Source organism: Streptoalloteichus tenebrarius (assembly GCF_024171885.1).
GTDB lineage: Bacteria > Actinomycetota > Actinomycetes > Mycobacteriales > Pseudonocardiaceae > Streptoalloteichus > Streptoalloteichus tenebrarius.
On record NZ_JAMTCP010000069.1, the window covers coordinates 1 to 17,522 of the forward strand.

General features: G+C 74.4%; 11 protein-coding genes and 1 pseudogene. 5 read left to right on the forward strand and 7 right to left on the reverse strand.

Annotated elements, in window-relative coordinates; genetic code table 11:
• Positions 1-221, reverse strand: a 221-nt coding sequence (locus LX15_RS30800; protein WP_253674582.1) for a hypothetical protein, incomplete at its 3' end; no start/stop codon positions are given.
• 40 nt (positions 222-261) lie between these two features.
• Here LX15_RS30800 and LX15_RS30805 point away from each other — a divergent pair.
• On the forward strand, positions 262-1,875 hold the full coding sequence (locus LX15_RS30805; RefSeq protein WP_253674584.1) for a hypothetical protein: 1,614 nt from the start codon (positions 262-264) through the stop codon (positions 1,873-1,875).
• Position 1,876: 1 nt separating this feature from the next.
• On the opposite strand, the gene LX15_RS30810 is transcribed toward LX15_RS30805, so the two are convergent.
• The 4 genes and pseudogenes from LX15_RS30810 to LX15_RS33750 form a co-directional block, all read right to left on the reverse strand.
• A complete protein-coding gene (locus LX15_RS30810; RefSeq protein WP_253674586.1) occupies positions 1,877-4,036 on the reverse strand; it encodes a tetratricopeptide repeat protein in 2,160 nt (719 codons plus the stop codon).
• Positions 4,037-4,135: 99 nt separating this feature from the next.
• The gene (locus tag LX15_RS30815; RefSeq protein ID WP_253674589.1) at positions 4,136-5,398 is read right to left on the reverse strand and encodes a hypothetical protein; all 1,263 of its coding nucleotides are present in this window, start codon (positions 5,396-5,398) and stop codon (positions 4,136-4,138) included.
• On the reverse strand, positions 5,395-7,185 hold the full coding sequence (locus LX15_RS30820; protein ID WP_253674591.1) for a dynamin family protein: 1,791 nt from the start codon (positions 7,183-7,185) through the stop codon (positions 5,395-5,397). The genes LX15_RS30815 and LX15_RS30820 overlap by 4 nt, the downstream gene beginning before the upstream one ends.
• A gap of 1,622 nt (positions 7,186-8,807) precedes the next feature.
• Positions 8,808-8,912: pseudogene (locus LX15_RS33750) on the reverse strand (IniB N-terminal domain-containing protein); the annotation flags it as partial.
• Positions 8,913-9,201: 289 nt separating this feature from the next.
• Here LX15_RS33750 and LX15_RS30830 point away from each other — a divergent pair.
• The 4 genes from LX15_RS30830 to LX15_RS30845 all read left to right on the forward strand — a co-directional run bounded on the left by LX15_RS30830 (position 9,202) and on the right by LX15_RS30845 (position 15,375).
• Positions 9,202-10,731 carry an Hsp70 family protein gene (locus tag LX15_RS30830; protein WP_253674595.1) on the forward strand — a complete coding sequence of 510 codons (1,530 nt, stop codon included), beginning with the start codon at positions 9,202-9,204 and terminating at the stop codon, positions 10,729-10,731.
• Positions 10,728-13,271, forward strand: coding sequence for a helix-turn-helix transcriptional regulator (locus LX15_RS30835; RefSeq protein ID WP_253674597.1), 2,544 nt, complete (start codon positions 10,728-10,730; stop codon positions 13,269-13,271). Before LX15_RS30830 ends, LX15_RS30835 begins: the two co-directional genes overlap by 4 nt.
• A gap of 114 nt (positions 13,272-13,385) precedes the next feature.
• Positions 13,386-14,819, forward strand: coding sequence for an HNH endonuclease (locus tag LX15_RS30840; RefSeq protein ID WP_253674599.1), 1,434 nt, complete (start codon positions 13,386-13,388; stop codon positions 14,817-14,819).
• 31 nt (positions 14,820-14,850) lie between these two features.
• The gene (locus tag LX15_RS30845; RefSeq protein WP_253674601.1) at positions 14,851-15,375 is read left to right on the forward strand and encodes a 2'-5' RNA ligase family protein; all 525 of its coding nucleotides are present in this window, start codon (positions 14,851-14,853) and stop codon (positions 15,373-15,375) included.
• On the opposite strand, the gene LX15_RS30850 is transcribed toward LX15_RS30845, so the two are convergent.
• Positions 15,365-16,090 carry a TetR/AcrR family transcriptional regulator gene (locus LX15_RS30850; RefSeq protein ID WP_253674603.1) on the reverse strand — a complete coding sequence of 242 codons (726 nt, stop codon included), beginning with the start codon at positions 16,088-16,090 and terminating at the stop codon, positions 15,365-15,367. The genes LX15_RS30845 and LX15_RS30850 overlap by 11 nt on opposite strands.
• A gap of 48 nt (positions 16,091-16,138) precedes the next feature.
• On the reverse strand, positions 16,139-17,522 hold a 1,384-nt coding region (locus tag LX15_RS30855), incomplete at its 5' end, for a (Fe-S)-binding protein (RefSeq protein ID WP_253674605.1).

Genomic DNA, 17,522 nt, shown 5'->3' on the forward strand with positions numbered 1-17,522 from the left:
CGGAAACCGGAAACCGGAAACCGGAAACCGGAAACCGGAAACCGGAAACCGGAAACCGGAAACCGGAAACCGGAAACCGGAAACCGGAAACCGGAGCCGGCTCCCCGGTAGCCCGAGGTCCCTCCCGGTCCGGCCGCGACCTGCTCCCCCGGGGCGACGATGCGCGGTGACGACAGGTGGTTGGAGACGCCGATCGGCCCCCGGGCCGACCGGTGGGTCACAGTTCCCGTCCAACGCAGGGTCCTGGCGGTCGCCCGCACGGTGACCTCGACCGGTCGCCTCCTCGACGTGCTTCCCGTGCTGCGGGACGACTTCCGGGTCGAGGTGCTGTTCACGGTCGCGGGCCACTCCGCCTTCGACGACGGTGTCGACGAGCTGCTCGCCCGGATCCAGACCCGCCCCGTGCCGTGGGACCAGGTGGTGCAGACCCGGTTCGACCTGGCGATCTCCGCGAGCGAGAACGGGGAGCTGCACCGCATCCGGGCTCCGCTGCTGCTCCTGCCGCACGGCGCAGGGTTCCACAAGTTCGTCGTGTCCACATCGGACAGCGGGCCGTCCGTGTCGGGCCTGGCGCGGGAGAGGTTGGTGCGCCAGGGCCGCGTCGTGCCGTCCGCGCTGGCCCTGTCGCACCCAGACCAGCTCGCCCTGCTGGAGCGGGTGTGCCCGGAGGCGGTCCCCCGGGCGGTCGTGGCCGGCGACCCCTGCTACGACCGGATCCTCGCGAGCCGTCGGCTGCGGGAGCGGTACCGGGAGGCGCTCGGCGTCGCCGGGCGCCAGCTCGTGGTGGTCACCTCGACCTGGGGCCCCGAGTCGCTGCTCGGTCGGCATCCCGAGCTGCCGGCCCGACTGCTCGCGGAACTGCCCGTCGACGAGTACGCCGTCGCGGCGGTGCTGCACCCGAACGTCTGGCACGGGCACAGCCGGTGGCAGACGCGGTCCTGGCTGGCCACCGCGCGGGAGGCTGGCCTGATCCTCGTCCCTCCGGCCGAGGGCTGGCGGGCGGCGCTCGTGGCGGCGGACCTGGTCGTCGGCGACCACGGGTCGGTCACGTTCTACGGCGCGGCGCTCGGGGCGCCCGTGCTGCTGGCCAGCGACGGCGGGGCGCAGGTCGTGCCGGGCACGCCGTTGGCCGAACTCCGGTCCTTCGCGCCGCGCCTCGACATCTCACGGCCCCTGCGCGCGCAGGTGTCGGAGGTCGTGGCGGGGCACGAGCCGAGCCGGCACGCCGCGCTCGCCGCGGCGGCCTTCGCCGAACCGGGCCGGTCCGCGCACCTGTTGCGTGAGCTGATGTACCACCTGATGGACCTGTCGCCCCCTCCCCGCGCGCCGCGCGTGGACCCGGTGCCGCTGCCCTCGACGCGCCGGCCCCAGGTCACGGCGTTCCAGGTGTTCACCGATCTCGCGGACGCGCCCGTGCCGGAGGTCCGGCTCCACCGCTTCGCGGCGGTCCTCGACGACGGCACCGACCGGGGCACCGGCCTGCGTCGACAGCACCTGGCCGTGGATCTGGACGACCCGGACGGCCGGCTGGTGGAGAGCGCCAGCGTGGTGTTCCGTCGGGTCGCGGACGTTCTCTCCTGGCTGGAGGGGACGGAGCCGGACGAGATCCTGCGCCGCTGTCCCGGGTGCCGGATCGTCGCGGCGGTCGACGGAGGGGGCCGCTGCCTTCTCCGTCTTCGGGAGGGCCCCGCCGTGATGGCGATCCCGCGCCACGCGCCACGGGACTCCGTCGACCCCACGGTGTTCGCGTCCGCCGTCTACGCCTGGGTCGCCGCGGGCCGTCCCCTGGACGACCTCCGCCCCGACTTCCGCACGCGTCTCGGCTCCGCCGAGGTCACGGTCGCGCTCGCGCCGCCGGGGGCCGGCGCGGCCTGACCTACCGCTCGGCGTCCGCGAGCCGCGCCCGGAACTCCTCCGCGCGGGGGCTGCCGGTGCTCAGGTGGATCTCCATCAGCCGACGCAGGTGCTCCACGCGGGAAGGGCCCTCGGTCAGTTCCACCAATGGTTCCAACGCGTCCGACTCGTAGTCCCACGCGCCGAGACGACGCATGATCGCGACCGCCTCCATCAGGACGGCGCGTGCGTCGTCGAGACGACCGAGGTGCCGGTAGACGTCGCCGAGCCCGGTGAGGACGCGGGCTTTCGTTCGGTCATCGCCCAGCTCGGCCAGCAGATCCCTGGCCCGCTCGAATGCCGCCGCCGCCTCGGCGTGCTCGCCGGTGCGGTTGAGGGTCCGCCCCACGAACTGGAGCTGCAACGCGATGCCCCGCCTGTCCCCCAGCTCCTCGTTGACGCGCAGGGAGTAGCGGAACGCGGCGAGGGCGCTGGGGTAGTCGCCCTGGTCGAAGTGGGTGAGCCCGGTGAACTCGACCACGGACGCGAGCAGTTGGGGATGGCCCGCGTCCTCGGCCGCCCGCCGCGCCTCGGCCAGCTCGTCGTGGGCCTCCTCCCACCTCTTCTGTTCCCGGTAGGCGCGGGCGAGCTGGCTGCGCATCCTGGCCTCGGCCCACGGGTTGCCGCAGCGTCGCGCGGCCTCGACGGCGAGCCGGTGCGACTCGATCCAGTCGTGGTAGTACTTGCGGTGCAGGTACAACGCCCACAACGCCTGGCACAGCCGCCAGACCACGTCGTCCCAGTGCCGCTCGGCGGCGGCTCGGACCGCGCCCAACAGGGTGATTCGCTCGTCGTCGAGCCAGGACAGCGCGGCGGAGGACGAGGCGAACGACGGCTCCTCGGGTGGCCGCTGTTGGCCGAGGGGCCAGCGCATCCGGACGCCCATCACGGCCCAGTCGGCCGCCTCGGCGGTGCGCAGGTACCACCGGACCATGCGGTCCACGATCCGGTCCCGCTCCTCGGCCGACTCCTCCGCGTGGGCGCGTCCCGCGGCGTGGAGCCGGATCAACTGGTGGTGGAACCGGAACCGCCTGGAGGACTCGTCCTCCTCCACGAGGTGACCCCGGTGCAGCACGTCCAGCAACTCGTCGGCCGTGTGCGGCGGAAGGTCGGCCGCCGCGGCGACCACCTCGCGGGAGAAGCACGGCCCCGGGTGCAGGCCGAGCACCCGGTACAGCCGTCGTGCCTGGTCGGGAAGGTTCCGGTAGGAGTTCTCGCAGGCCGAGTTCACCACCGCTCTCCCTTCGCTGCGCAGCCGGTCGAGCATCGACGGGTCGACGCGGGGAAGGGTGGGGTCCGCGCCCAGTTCACGTGCCAGGTCGGCGATCGACAGGCGTCTCCGCCGCCGCAGTTGGGCCGCGACCACCCGGAGCGCCAGGGGAAGGCCGCCGCACAGCCTCACCAGGTCGGCGGCCGCCTCGGGTTCCGCCTCGACCCGCTCCGCGCCGATGTGCTCGGCGAGCAGGCGCAGGCCGTCCTCGTCCGCCAGCGGAGCCAGCCGCACCGCCTCGGCCCCGTCGGTCACCAGCTCGTCCAGCTCCCAGTGGGTGGTGATCAGGACGGCGCTCCGCGACGACGCCGGCATCAGGGGCATGACCTCGGCCGAGTTCGCGACGTTGTCGAGCCCGATGAGGAACCGACCCTCGGCGGTCTTCGACCGCAGCAGGCCGAACCGCCCCGACGGGTCCGACGGGATCCACCTGTCGTGGACGCCCATCGCCCGGAGGAAGTCGGCGGCGACGTCGCTGATCCCGCTGGCGCCGCGTTGGCGCACCCGCTCCAGGTCCACCCACAACTGGCCGTCGGCGAAGCGGTCGCGCACGTCGTGCGCCCAGCGCACGCCCAACGTCGTCCTGCCGATCCCCTCGGGGCCGCTCAGCACGACGACCATCGGACGCTCGTGGGGCTCCCGGCGGGCCAGTCCGTCGGCGAGCAGCGACATTTCCTTGCTGCGGTTGACGAACGGCGCGGGTTCCGGCGGAAGCTCCCGGGGCACGGTCACCGGAGGCGGGGCGTCGCCGGAGGACACGAAGGTGTCCACACGTCCGACCTGCACCACGGTCCCGACGACGTCACGAACGCTGTTGGCCTGGACCGGGGGCGTTTCGTCGCGTGGTTCGTCCCGGTGACCTCCGCCGTCCATGCGCCGCTCCCCGCCTGCATGCTCCGACTTCCCCGCCCGGTGGTCCGCTGCGGACGGTGACGACCAATCTACGCCAGGCCACCTCGCGGGAGGGCGGCCTCATCCGGACAGGTCGGCGAGGATGCCCTCGCACGTCCGGACGACGGTCGCCACGAGGCCCCGGTCATGCTGGTCCAGCAAGGGGTTCTCGGCCTGGCGCTGCCACCGCAGGAGAGCGTTCGTCGTCGCGGCGTGGAGGTCGGCGGGGGACGGCGGTTCCGCCATGCCCAACCTGACGGCGACCTCCGTGCCCTGACCGCCGAGCAGTCGATCCGCCTCCGCGGTGAGTTCGGGGGACAGCGCCGTGCGGCCCGACGTGAGGTTTCCCAGGGCGTGGAGCTCCCGGACCTCGTGCGCCGAGGCCACGACCCGCTCCAGCTCGGCGGCGAGACGACCGGCCGTGGGGTGCGGCTCCCTCTCCAGAACCAGCTCCAGCGCGAGCAACGCGGACCGCGCCCTGAGCACCTCGCCCCGGTCGACGAAGCACCGCGTGACGGTCTCCCGCAGCTCGGCCAGGCCGCTGCGCCGCACGAGCTGCGCGGACAGCGTGGCCCGGGTGTCGCACCCCGTCCGGACCAGGGTGGTCGCGAGACGGAGCCCGAAGACGCCGAACCGGTCGAGCAGGGCGTGGCGCGTGGCGGGGTCCATGGGCACGGGGAAGTCGGCGCCGACGAACCGGTCGGCCGACAGCAGGACGTTCTCCAGCTCGGCCCTGGGAACCGCGGCCAGGGTCGCGAGGTCCGCGAACTCGCTCTCCCGCAGGGTCCTGCCCGTGTGGGCGAGCAGTCCGGACAGGGCGACGACGTTCTGGCACAACGCCCGCCACCGCACGTCCCGCCGGTGCCGACGGGCGAGCTGCCGGGCGGTGGTCAGGGCGTCGATCCTGCCCGCGCTGGTCTCGTCCGCCCGGCAGAGCACCAGGACGACGCCCACGGGCAGGGCCGAGGCCACGGGACTGTCCTGGGCGGACCGCAGGGTGGCCAGGTCGGCGGGCCGGGCGTGGCGGGTGAGGAACAGGGACGCGTCGACGTCGTCCCATCCGGTCCCGCCGCTGTCCTGGGACGGGGTCGGCGTGGTGACCTCGACGAGGACGGCGTCGCGCAGGCCGCGCCCGGCGACGGCGTTGAGCGCGGTGGACTTGCCAACGCCGCGGGCGCCGACGACGCCGATCCGCAGGGGTTCGTCCAGTCGCCGCAGCCGGGCGTGCAGCCACTGCGCGGCCCGGGGAACGTCGCGGTAGGCCGTGAGCGCCCCGGTCAGCAGGGACCGGGCCTCCGACATGAGCGCGGTGTGCGCGGTGAGCCCGGTCATCTCACTGGTCATGCGGTGATCTCCAAGGGTTTCCCGTGCCCGGCGACCGCCAACGCCGAGGCCCTGCGGCGCAGGGTGAGCAGCCGTTCCAGCTCCCGCGTCCGGCGCTCCCGGTCGAGGGCCTCGGCGGTCGCCGCCTCCCTGGCCAGCCTCGCCGACTCCACGACGCGCTCCTGCACCTCCTCGGCGACGGCGGTGAAGTGGTCCCTGAGCGCGCGGTGCACGTGCCGGGCGGCGTCCCGGCAGTCCTTGCCGAACCGGAGGAAGAAGTCGTCGACGTGCCGCTGCACCGCGGCCTTCGCCAGGGCCTGCCGCCGTTGCAACCGGCTCCGCGACTCGTCGCGCACGCTCTTGCCGGCGAACACGGCGCCCGCGCCCAGCGACACCGGGTTGATCAGGGGCAGCCCCGCCAGGCTGGTGACGAGGCCGAACATCAGGACTCCCCCATAGGAGCTCTTGAGGCCGATGAAGGTCTTCTGCGCCACGGTGAACCGCTCGATCCTTGGCATGTCCACACTGGACAGTTCGTCCGGGGCGACGCCCAGCGCCGACACCGTGCCGGCCCCCGCCTCCGCGCCAGGGACCGGGAGGACCGCCGCCGCCTTCTCCGCGATCCACCGGCACCGCTCGGCCAACCAGGTCGCGCTGGCCTCCGCCACCTCGGACAGGTTCCGACCCAGCCAGTCCTCAACCGTCTCCCACACCACGAGCGGGTCGGCGTCGTCGAGGATCCTGTCCACCTCGCGAAGCACGGTGCGCGTGCGCTCCCGCAGGTCGTAGTCCATGTCGGAGGCGAGGTCCGCCATCTCGTCGGCGAGGATCTGGTGGCACCGCGTGGACCGGCGGCGCAGCTCGTCGAGCTGGCGTTGCGCCTCCTCCAGCCGGGTCGCCGCCGGCGCGGCCCTGCGCGGGCGCTCCAGGTCGGCGCGCGCCCTGACGACCAGCGGCTCCAGCACGGCCGCCACCGACGTCGCGACGACGTGGCGCGCGAGCTGGTCGCGCCGGGCGAGCACCTCCCGCTGGAGGTGGCAGAGCAGCGCGGGGAAACCGGACTCCGCGTTGAGCGCCCTGTCCCCCGTGTCCGCCGCGCGCAGCCGGAGGGTGGCCGAGACCGGGAACTGCGGCGCCGCCAGGCCAGCCGAGGCCAGCAGGGACCGGTTCCGCTCCAGCACGTCGCGCCACCCGGGGACCAGGTCGATCTTGGTGAGGACGCAGAGGACCGCGGGGCAGGACGCGGCGACCCTGCGGACCAGGTCGAGCGCGGCGGGCGACAGCTCGGCGGTGGCGTCGGAGACGACGACCACCGCGTCGGCGTCCGCCAGCGCGGCGAGGGTCTCGTCGCCCCGCGCGCCCCCGCCTTCCCCGACGGGTGGAGTGTCCACAAAGGACAGACCACCGGCGAGCAGCCCCCTCGGGACCCCGACCTCGACCCGGAGCAGTCCGGCCCGGGCCGCGCTCTCCCGCGCCACGCGGTCGACCGGCACCGGCGTCCTCGTCGTCGGGGCGCCGGGCTCGGACGGGCGGGCGACGAGGAACGCCGCGGGGGAGGCCGCGTGCTGGACGACGGTCGGCGCCGTGGGGGGGACGTCGTCACCCACGGGGCAGACCGGCGCGTTGACCAGCGCGTTCACCAACTGGCTCTTGCCCTGTTTCGCCTCGCCCACCACGACCACGCGCAGGTGCGGGTCGAGCAGGCGGACGCGCCGGCGGCGCAGCGCGGAGGCGAGGTCGGGGCGGCCGTGGGCGTCGCAGATCCCGATCGTCTCGTCGAGGACCTTGAGCCAGGACGATGCCGTCACGGCGCCCAGTGTGGCGGCTGGCTTTCCCTGGGCGGCGGGAAGGGCCGGACCCGTCGGGGAGACGGATCCGGCCCACTGCCGCTGGTTCGCTCTCAGAACGCGAGGTCCACGCCGTGGTGGTGCGCCAGGTCGCCGCCGACGCCCGCGGTGTCGACCCCGCCGGCGATCGGCTTGGCCGCACCGGCGACGCCGTCGTTGACCCCGGCGTGCACCGAGTCCGCCGGGCCGTGGCCGACGTGGCCGTGCGGGTGCGGCGCGCCGACGCCGGCGTCCACACCGAGACCAGCGCCGAGTCCGGCACCCGCGCCCACGCCCGCACCGAGGCCGGCACCCACGCCAGCGCCCGCGCCAAGGCCGGCACCCAGGCCCGCGTCCACACCGGCGCCCACGCCCGCGCCGACACCCACGCCGGCGCCAACACCAACACCGGCACCGACGCCCAGCCCGAGGCCGGCGTCCACGTCAGCACCCACGCCCACGCCAGCGCCAACACCAACACCGGCACCGGCACCGGCGCCAACACCGGCACCGACGCCAGCGCCCACACCCAGCCCGAGGCCGGCGTCCACGTCAGCACCCACGCCCACACCGGCACCAACACCAACACCAACGCCAGCGCCGACACCGACGCCCGCGTCGACATCAGCGCCCACGCCAACGCCAACACCCGCGCCCACGCCAACACCCACACCGGCGTCCACGTCGGCACCGACACCGACGCCAGCACCGACGCCCACACCCAGGCCGGCGTCCACGTCGAGGTCGGCACCAACACCGACGCCGGCACCCACACCAGCGCCAACGCCAGCACCAACGCCGACGCCAGCACCAGCGCCCACACCCACGCCGAGGCCCGCGTCGACGTCAGCACCGACACCGACGCCGGCACCCACACCAGCACCGACGCCAGCGCCCGCACCAACCCCGGCACCAACACCGAGGCCGACGCCCAGCCCGAGGCCGGCGTCCACGTCGGCGCCAACACCGATTCCGACACCGGCGCCCAGGCCCACACCAACACCGGCACCGAGTCCGGCGCCAACACCGAGACCCACGCCGACACCGGCACCCACGCCCGCGTCGACATCAGCGCCCACACCAACGCCGGCACCCACACCAGCACCGACACCAGCGCCCACACCGACGCCAGCACCAGCGCCGACGCCAGCACCGGCACCCACACCGACACCCGCGCCGAGGCCGAGGCCGGCGCCCACGCCCAGGCCCGCACCGACGTGCAGACCAGGCGGGGTCACGCCAGCGCCCGCGTGGAGCACGTCGGCGTCCAGCGTCGCGGTGGGGTCGCCGTGCGTGGAGAAGTCGCCCACGGCACCGGAGGCGGCGCCCAGGTCGCCCTTGGTCCCCGCGGTCGCGTCGAGGCCGCCCGGCAGGTGGGCGGAGACGGCGTTCCCCGCGTCGGGGGTCTGCCCGCTCACCGCGAGCTTCTGGGTCACGGCCTGGAGCTGCTGGATGGCGCCGGCCTGCCCCGCGGCCACCCCGCCGTGCGCGGCGGCGTCGACGGCGGGGGCCGACGCGTCGAGGCCGGCGAGCTGTGCCGGGGCGTAGTCCAGCACCAGCGGCACGACCTCCTGCACGTCCTCGGCGCAGATGTCGCCCAACCCCGCGTGACGCAGGGCGCCTTCCGGGTCCAGCTCGAAGGCCGACCGCGCCTGCGGGTCGCGCAGCAGGTCGAGGACGAAGTCGTGCAGCGTCTGCGAGTGCGTCATCGGGAGTCTCTCTCCAGGAAACGAGCAGTTGACCGGGACGCGTAACACCGGCCCGGCATGGAACGAACGCTAGGTCGGTGGTCACCCAACGCACATCGGGGATCACTCCGGGTTAGAGTTCACCCCCCGGAGGACCGATCTCCACCGTCACCATTTAGGGGCCTGGGGGGTTGGAGATGTGACCAACCGGGGCTGCCACCAGGGGTAGCCCCCCTTGATACGAACAGGTGAGCCCGAGCGGTGTGACGGCCGAAAGCCCAGCTCGGCGACGAGGGAGGAAGCCGCCCGCATGCCCTACGTCGTGGGTGTTGACGTTGGCCCCGCCCGGACCACGGCCGCGGTCTGTCGTCTCGACGGCCCGCCGGGCGCCCCCCGCCCCGTGGTCCGGCTCGGTGCGCGGGCCGCGAGTGTTCCCACGCTGCTGCACCTGTCCCCGGACGGGTCGGCCCTGGTGGGTGAGGACGCCGAGCAGCTCGCCCCCACCCACCCCACGCTCGTCGCCCGGGGATTCCCCCAGCGGGTGGGTGATCCGACCCCGATGATCATCGGGGGTGAGCCGTACCTGCCGGAGGTGCTCACCGCGGTGCTCGTCCAGTGGGTCGTGGACCAGGTCGCGGCCAGGGAGGGGGCCCCGGCCCGCCACGTCGCCGTCACCCATCCCGCCGGCTGGGGCGCGCACCGCACGCGGGCGGTCCTCCGCGCGTTGCGGGAGATCGGGGTGCCTGACGTGTCCCTGGTGCCCCGGCCGGTCGCGGCCGCCGAGTTGCACGCGGTCCGGGAGCCGGTGAGCGCCGGCGCGGCGCTGGCCGTCGTCGCGGTGAACGGCGACGGCGTGGAGTGCGCGGTGGCGCGGCGAACCGAGACCGCCTCGTTCGACCTCGTCGGGGGGGCCCGCGCCCTCGACGGCCTGGGCGGGGACCACCTGGTCGACCTGCTCCTCGACCACGTGCGCGGCGAGCTGGGCCGCGCGCTGGACGACCTCGACCACGACGATCCCGGTGTCCGGCTCGCGTTGTCGCGGCTGCGCGCCGACTGCGCCCTCGCGGTGGACGCCCTCGCCACGCGGGCCGAGGCCGTGATCCCCGTGCGGTTACCCCGGGCGCACACCCGGGTCGCCGTGTCCCGGGGCCTGGTCGAGGACCTGGCCCGGCCGGCGTGGGAGCACGCCGCCGACGCGCTGTCCCGCGATGTTCTGTCCACTTTGGACAGCAGACCGCCCGAGGCCGCCCTGCTCGTCGGCGAGTCCGCGCGCGCTCCCCTGGTCCCCGGCCTCGTCGGGGCCGCGCTCCGCTGCCGGGTCGTCGTGGACCCCGACCCGGCCACCGCCCTGGCCAGGGGCGCCGCGACCGTCGCCCGCTGGCGGGTGGCCGGCCACCCCCGGCGACCCGCGCCGCCCCCTCCCCCCCTCGTGGAGCGGACGACCGTCCTCGAACCGGTCGACGCCGCCCCGGTCCTCCTCCGCCCCGCCGACGAGGACCGCGCCGAGCCCACCGCCCCACCGCCCCGCCCCCCGGTGGAGGTCCTCCCGATCGACCTGCCGCCCCGGCGGACCCTGCGCGACCGCGTCCCCGGCCTCCGGTCCGGGGTCCGGCCCGCCCTCCTCGGCAGACCCGGCGTCCTCGCGGCGGGGGTGGTCGCGCTCCTCGTGGCCGGGGTGGCGCTGACCTTCACCTTCCAGGGGGACGCGACACCGGCGCCGGGAGCCGACCCCGGGCAGGCGACCTCCTCCCCCGACGCGGCCCCCTCCGCCCCCGCCGTGCTCAACCCCCCAACCCGCACCCCGTCGAGCAAGCCCCAGCCCGCCAAGGACGGCCGTTGACCCACACCGCGATCCGCCACCAGCCCCTCCTGGACCCCCGAACCAGACGACTCCTCGACTCCGTCGGCTCCGCGCCGCACACACCTCCCCGCCTCGGTGTCGTCGCGCCCGGCGGGCACGGCAAGACGACCGTGCTCCGCGCGCTCGCCGACGCGTGCCGACAGGCCGACGTCGGCGTGCTCGACCCGAGGTGGGGCCTGCCCGACGCCACGGACGACGTCGTCCTGCTCGTCGACGACGCGCACCAGCTCGGCGACGCGCAGCTCCGCGAGCTGCGCCAACGCGTCGAACGCGGCCGGCAGGGCGTGGTCGTCGCCTGCCGGCCGTGGCCGAGACCCGCGGCGCTCGCCGAGCTGCTGGAGGCGCTCGACCTGGCCACGCCGCTGCTCACCCTCGGCCCGCTCAGCCACGACCAGACCGCGGAGCTGCTCGGGCGGGCGCTGGACGCCACCCCGTCCCCGGCCACGGTCGACCACGTCCACGCCCAGACCGGCGGCGTTCCCCGGTTCGTGCGTTGGATGGCCGAGGCGCTGGCCGACCAGCGCCGCCGGGGGGACCGGGAGACCACGGCGGAGCCGCCGGCCGGCGCCGTGGCCCGGTTCCGGCACGACCTGGACCTGCTCGACCCCGACGTCCGCCGACTCCTCCTGGCGATGGAGGCCGGAGTGGGGCTGCGGATGGACCTCCTCGGCGCACTCCTGGGCCGAGCGGCCGACGAGGTGGGCGAGGTCATGGCGGCGGCCCGCGCGACCGGACTGCTGGCGGCGGACGGGACGCTCCTGCCGCTGAGCCGGTCCGCCGTGCGGTCCCTGCTGCCCGCCGAGCAACGGGTGGGCGTGCGGCAGCGGTTGGCCGAACTCCAGCTCGCCAGGGGGGAGTCCGTGCTCCCGCTGGCCCGGTCGCTACTCGGCAGCGGCGTGGGCGGGGAGAGCGTGGCCGCCGCCTTCGAGGCGGCCGCCGGCGAGGCGCTGCCCGCCGAGCCCGCGCTGTCCGCGGAGCTGTTCGCGGCGGCGGCCGCCGCCGGCCGGCCGGTCTCGGCGTTGGCGGCCGGCTGGGCGCTCGCGGCGGCGTTGGCCGGCGACCTCGACCCGGCGCTGCGCCTGGCCGACCAGGTGATCGGCGCGCGGGACTCGCCGGACCGCGCGAACGCGGCGTGCGTGGCGGCGGCGGCGTTGGCGCACCGGGGACAGCTCGGCCGCAGCGCCGAGCTGTACCGGTGGGCCAGGACCGGCCCCTCGGCGGCCTTCGCCGCGGTGGGCCTGATCGGCACGGGGCAGTTGGCGGCGGCCGAGCCGCTGCTCGCGGGGAACCCGTCCGACGAACCGCCGACGCTCCTGGCCGGGGCGGCGTCGCTGACGGCCCACGGCGTCCACGAGTCGGTCACCGGCTGCTGGACGGCCGCGCTGTCCACCCTGGTCAGGGCCTCCTCGCTGCTGGAGCCGGCCGGCAGGGCGGTGCCGCTGCCCGACAGCCCCGCCGCGCTGGCCGCCCTCGTCGCCGTCCACTGCGGCGAGTTGGACGTCGCGGACTCGGTGCTCGCCCGCGCCCTCGCCTCGGGCATGGGTGGCGCGCTCATGGCGACCCGGCACCGGCTGCTCCAGGCGTGGATCCTCATGGTCAGGGGGAGGACCGCGCTCGCGGCGGAACACCTGGCCCAGATCAGGAAGGACGTGGGGTCCCTCGAACCGAGGGACGGGTTGTTCGCGGTCGCGCTCGACGTGGGCCTGGCCCGGCGGGGCAGCGACCTGCCGGCGCTGCGCGAGACCTGGGCGCACGCCAGGGAGGCGGTGCTCCGGCACCCGGTGGACCTGTTCACGTTCCTGCCCCTGGGCGAGCTGGCGGTCGCCGCCGCCCGACTCGGCGACCAGGACCGGGTCGTCCCCCACCTGCGGGAGGCCACCGCGCTGGCCCGGCGTCTGGGCGACCCGCCGCTGTGGGTGACGCCGCTGCACTGGGCCGGGCTGCACGCCGCGCTCGTCGCCGACCAGCAGGACGTGGCCGAGGAGCACGCCGCCGCCCTGGCGGCCAACGGCCACCACAACCGGTTCTGCGCGGTGCTCGCCCACGCCGCCGAGTGCTGGCTGGCGGTCTCGTCGGGCACGATCGACCCGACCAGGACGGCGGCGGCGGCCAGGGGCCTGCGCGACGCCGGGCTGTGCTGGGACGGCGCCCGGCTCGCCGGCCAGGCCGCGATCCGCACGTCCGACCGGAAGGCGATGGTCGGCCTGCTGGAGTGCGCCCGGCTGCTCCAGGGCCGGCCCGGCGGGTCCCGGGCCGGCGCGTCCACCGGCGGTTCCGCGCCGCACCGCTCCGGCGCGGGGCGGGTCCCCGGCGGGCAGCTCAGCGAGCGGGAGCGGGAGGTCGCCTCCCTCGTGCTCTCCGGCCTGACCTACAAGCAGGTCGCCGACCGGCTCTTCATCTCCGCCAAGACCGTCGAGCACCACATGGCCCGGATCCGCCACCGCCTCGGCTGCGCCAACCGGGGGGAACTGCTCACCCAGCTCCGCCATCTCCTCCAGCGCGCCGACTCGCCGTCCTGATCGTGGGAGGCGACCTCCCCCTCCGAGGGAAGATCAGCCGGAGAACCCGCTGAGCGGACGCCGCGCCCCAACGAACACCCCAGGGGCGCGGCCCCGCTCCTGTTGTGGAGAGGCATGGACGAGAACCAGCTCCTGACGCGCCTGCGGTCGCTGCGCAGGGCGCCCAACGCACCGCACAAGCCCCTGTTCCTCCTCTGGCTGCTCCACCGGTTCGCCACCTCCGGTTCGACGAGCGTCCACTATGCGGACGTGGAGGAGCCGGTGGGCCGCCTGATCGAGCGGCACGCACCTCCGACGCCACACGTCCGGCCCGACCGCGCGGCCGTGCCATTCGTGCAGTTGGAACGAGAATTGTGGGAGGTCCGGGACGGCGCGCAGCGCCCCATCGATCCCGACATGAGGGAAAGCGGACGCTTGCTCCGCGAGCGGGACGCCCACGGCCGCCTGCGTGAGCCCGTGGAGCGACTGCTGAAGGACAGTGGGACCTTCGAGGCCGCGTGGCACGCACTCCTCACCGAGTACTTCCCGCCCGAGACGGCGAAGGCCGTCGCGACCGACGTCGCCGGGCGCGATCTCGGTGCGTCCCTGCGCTACACCAGGACCGTTCATCTGTCTCGACACGAGCGGGACGAGAGTTTCGAAGAGCGGCTCCGCGAAGCCGCGATCGACTGGCTGCGGGAGCTGACACGCCAGGGGGACGGCACCGTCACCCTTCGGCAGCTCACCGAGTTCCGTTTCGAGGACAAGCGCGTTCCGCTCGTCAATCCTCCCAAGGAGATCTGGACGCCAGCTCCCCTCGAAGCCGCTCTCTCCATCCTCACCACCTACACGCCGCCCGGCGAGAAGCCGCCGTATGCGGACGCGGAAGGGCCGGACGGCCTCCTCCGCTACAAGTACGAGGGGGACAACCCGCAGCTCAGCACGAACGTCGCGCTCCGTCGGGCGTATGAGAGACGACTGCCCCTGATCTGGTTCGTCGGTGTCGACAGGGGGATCTACCTCCCCCGCGCCCCCATCTGGATCGCCGTGGACGAGCCCGACCAACTCCAGGTGGCGATCGCCCTCACCGAGGACCAGATCCGCGACAAGTCGGAGAAGGCGCCCACCGAGATCGAACGCCGCTACGCCCGGCAGGTCACCCGCCAGCGACTCCACCAGCCGATGTTCCGCACGCAGGTGCTGCGCGCCTACGGCGAGCGCTGCGCGGTCTGCGGCCTGCCCTACCAGGAGCTGCTCGACGCGGCACACATCCGCCCTGACAGCCACCCGGACGGGCACCCGGTCGTCTCCAACGGCCTCGCGCTCTGCCGACTCCACCACGCCGCGTTCGACGCCGGGCTCCTGGGCATTCGCCCGGATCTCCACATCGAGATCCACCCCAGGGTCAGGGCGGACAAGGGTGACGATCCGGTGTCCCGGCACGGGCTTCGGGAGTTGCACGGGCGGCGGCTGGCGCACGTGCCCGGAGCGAGGCGGGACCGGCCCGACCCGACGGCGCTGGAGGCGCGGTACCGCGACTACCAGGAGAGGGTCGCGCGCTCGCGCTGAGCGGGAGACGCGGTCCGGCTACCGTCGGAGCGTGGCCCTCGGGGTCTGTGCGCTGTTCGACCGACGAACCGAGCGGGCCCTGCGAGGGCTGTGGGACCGGCTCGAGGAGCGGGGCGTGCCGACGCTGCGGACGCACACCCACGGCCAGCACCACCCGCACATGTCGTACGTGGTGCTGCTGGAGTGGGACGTCGACGAGGTGCGGGCGGCGGTGGACGCGCTGCCCGACCACGGCCCCTTCACGATCACGTTCGACGCGATGGGCGCGTTCCGGCGGGGCCGGATCTCCCTGGTGCCCGCGGTGCCCGAGGACCTGGTCGCCCGACAGCGCGCGGTCCTGGCGGCGGTGCGGGGCACGGGCGCGTTCGTGCACCAGCACTACGAGGCCGGCCGGTGGCTGCCGCACTGCTCGCTCGCGCCCCGCGCCCAGCTCGGGCAGCTCCCGCTGGTGGCGGCGGCCGTCTACGACATCCTGCCGCTCACCACGGAGGTGGTCAGGGCGGCGCTGATCAACAGTGCGACGGGCGAGCTGTGGCCGCTGCGCGTCATCCCGTGACCGCCGGGACCTCCTCCCCGCCGCCCTGGCGGGTGGTGAGGCGGGCCGCCGCGCCGTCCAGCAGGACGTCGACGAGCAGGCTGTGGTGCCCGCCGTGGAACGCCTCCATGTCCCCGGCGGGGACCTGGTCGACGTACTCCCCCATCGCGGCCAGGCCCGGGCGGGCGCCGTCGCCCCGGAAGGAGCGGAGGAAGCTCGTCAGCCGGTGGTAGGAGACGGGGGTGGCGTGGTGCTCGTCCTCCCACGCGACGAGGAAGAACGCGCCGTTCATCAGGATGCTGAAGACGGCGGGCGCCTCGGAGCCGAACCCGGCGCGGGTCAGGACCTCGACCCCGCGGTCGATCAGGGGGAGCGCGGAGTCGGTGACGGGCCCCTTCTGGGCGAGCCGGAACGCGACCCCGGGGAAGGACCGGACCACGCGGCGCCCCTCGACGAGGACGGTGCGGAACCAGTCCCGCCACGGCGTGTCGACCTCGGGGCAGGGGATGCGGCCGACCACCCTGGCGGTGACCGCGTCCATCACGGCCTCGCGGTCGCCCACGTGGTGGTAGATCACCGTGGGCCAGACGTCGAGTTCCGCGGCGAGCTGCCGGATGCTCCAGCCCTGGAGGCCCCGGTCGGCGGTGAGCCGCTCCGCGGCGTCGACGACGAGCTGCGCGGTGACGTGCCGGCGGCCGCTCCCTCGGCCACGTGATCCCGAGTTCGTGATCGCCACGCCCGCACCATAGCCCGTCCGGGCGAGCGCGTCCCCCGAAGCGGGTGATCATGAGGAGCGCGAGGTCACCTGTCCGTCACGACCGCGCCGGACCGCGGTCAGCAGGACCTGCGCGACGTCGACGATCTCCACGTGGGCGGGCGCGGCGCGTTCGCTCTGCCGTTGGACGAGTCCGTCGGTCATCATGACCCGGCAGAACGGACACCCCGTAGCGATCTTCGTCGGGGCGGTCCCCAACGCCTCGTCCACCCGCTCCAGATTGATCCGCTTCCCGACCCGCTCCTCCATCCACATCCGCGCCCCACCCGCACCACAACACAACGCCCGATCGGCGTGCCGCGGCATCTCCCGCAACGTCGCCCCGGTGGCCCCGACCAGCTCCCGCGGCGGGGAATACACCTTGTTGTGCCGCCCCAGATAGCACGGGTCGTGGTAGGTGACGTCCTCCCCCAACGGCGCCACCGGCACCAGCCGCCGCTCCCGCACCAGCCGGTTGAGCAACTGGGTGTGGTGCACCACCTCGAACTGGCCACCCAACTCGGGGTATTCGTTGCCCAGGGTGTTGAAGCAGTGCGGACAGGTCACCACGATCTTGCGTGCCGAGGCGGGCCGGTGTTCGAAGACGGTGTTGAGGACCTCCACGTTCTGCTGCGCCAACATCTGGAACAGGAACTCGTTCCCCGCCCGCCGGGCCGGGTCACCGGTGCAGGTCTCCTCCGACCCCAACACCACATAGTTCACCCCGGCCAGGTGCAGCAACTCCGCCACCGCCCGCGTCGTCTTGCGGGCGCGGTCCTCGAACGCCCCGGCGCAGCCCACCCAGAACAGGTACTCCACCTCCGGGCCCAGCTCACCGTCGTAGACGGGGACCTCGAAGGGCAGGCCCTCGGTCCACGCGAGCCGGTCCCGGGCGTTCTGCCCCCACGGGTTGCCCTTGTTCTCCAGGTTCTTGAACATCCCTCCCAGCTCGGTGGGGAAGTTCGACTCGATCAGCACCTGGTAGCGGCGCATGTCGATGATGTGGTCGACGTGTTCGATGTCGACCGGGCACTGCTCCACACACGCCCCGCAGGTGGTGCAGGACCACAGCACCTCGGGGTCGATCACCCCCAGCTCGTCCGGGCCACCGACCAGCGGCCGCTCCGCCTCCGCCAACGCCAACACATCAATGCCAGCCAGACGCTGCTCGGCGTTGTCGCCGGTGATGCCGACCTCCTCACCGGCCATGTCCTTACGCCCACCGGCCAACAGGTAGGGGGCTTTGGTGTAGGCGTGGTCGCGGAGGCTGGTGATGAGCAGTTTCGGGGACAGGGGTTTGCCGGTGTTCCAGGCGGGGCACTGGGACTGGCAGCGGCCGCATTCGGTGCAGGTGGTGAAGTCCAGCCAGCCCTTCCAGGAGAAGTCCTCGACCTTGCCCGCCCCGAACACGTCC

Bases quoted from the DNA above. Each gene is read 5' to 3' on its own strand.
- LX15_RS30810 (WP_253674586.1), bottom strand. From the start codon at position 4,036: ATGGACGGCGGAGGTCACCGGGACGAACCACGCGACGAAACGCCCCCG.
- LX15_RS30815 (WP_253674589.1), bottom strand. From the start codon at position 5,398: ATGACCAGTGAGATGACCGGGCTCACCGCGCACACCGCGCTCATGTCG.
- LX15_RS30830 (WP_253674595.1), top strand. From the start codon at position 9,202: ATGCCCTACGTCGTGGGTGTTGACGTTGGCCCCGCCCGGACCACGGCC.
- LX15_RS30840 (WP_253674599.1), top strand. From the start codon at position 13,386: ATGGACGAGAACCAGCTCCTGACGCGCCTGCGGTCGCTGCGCAGGGCG.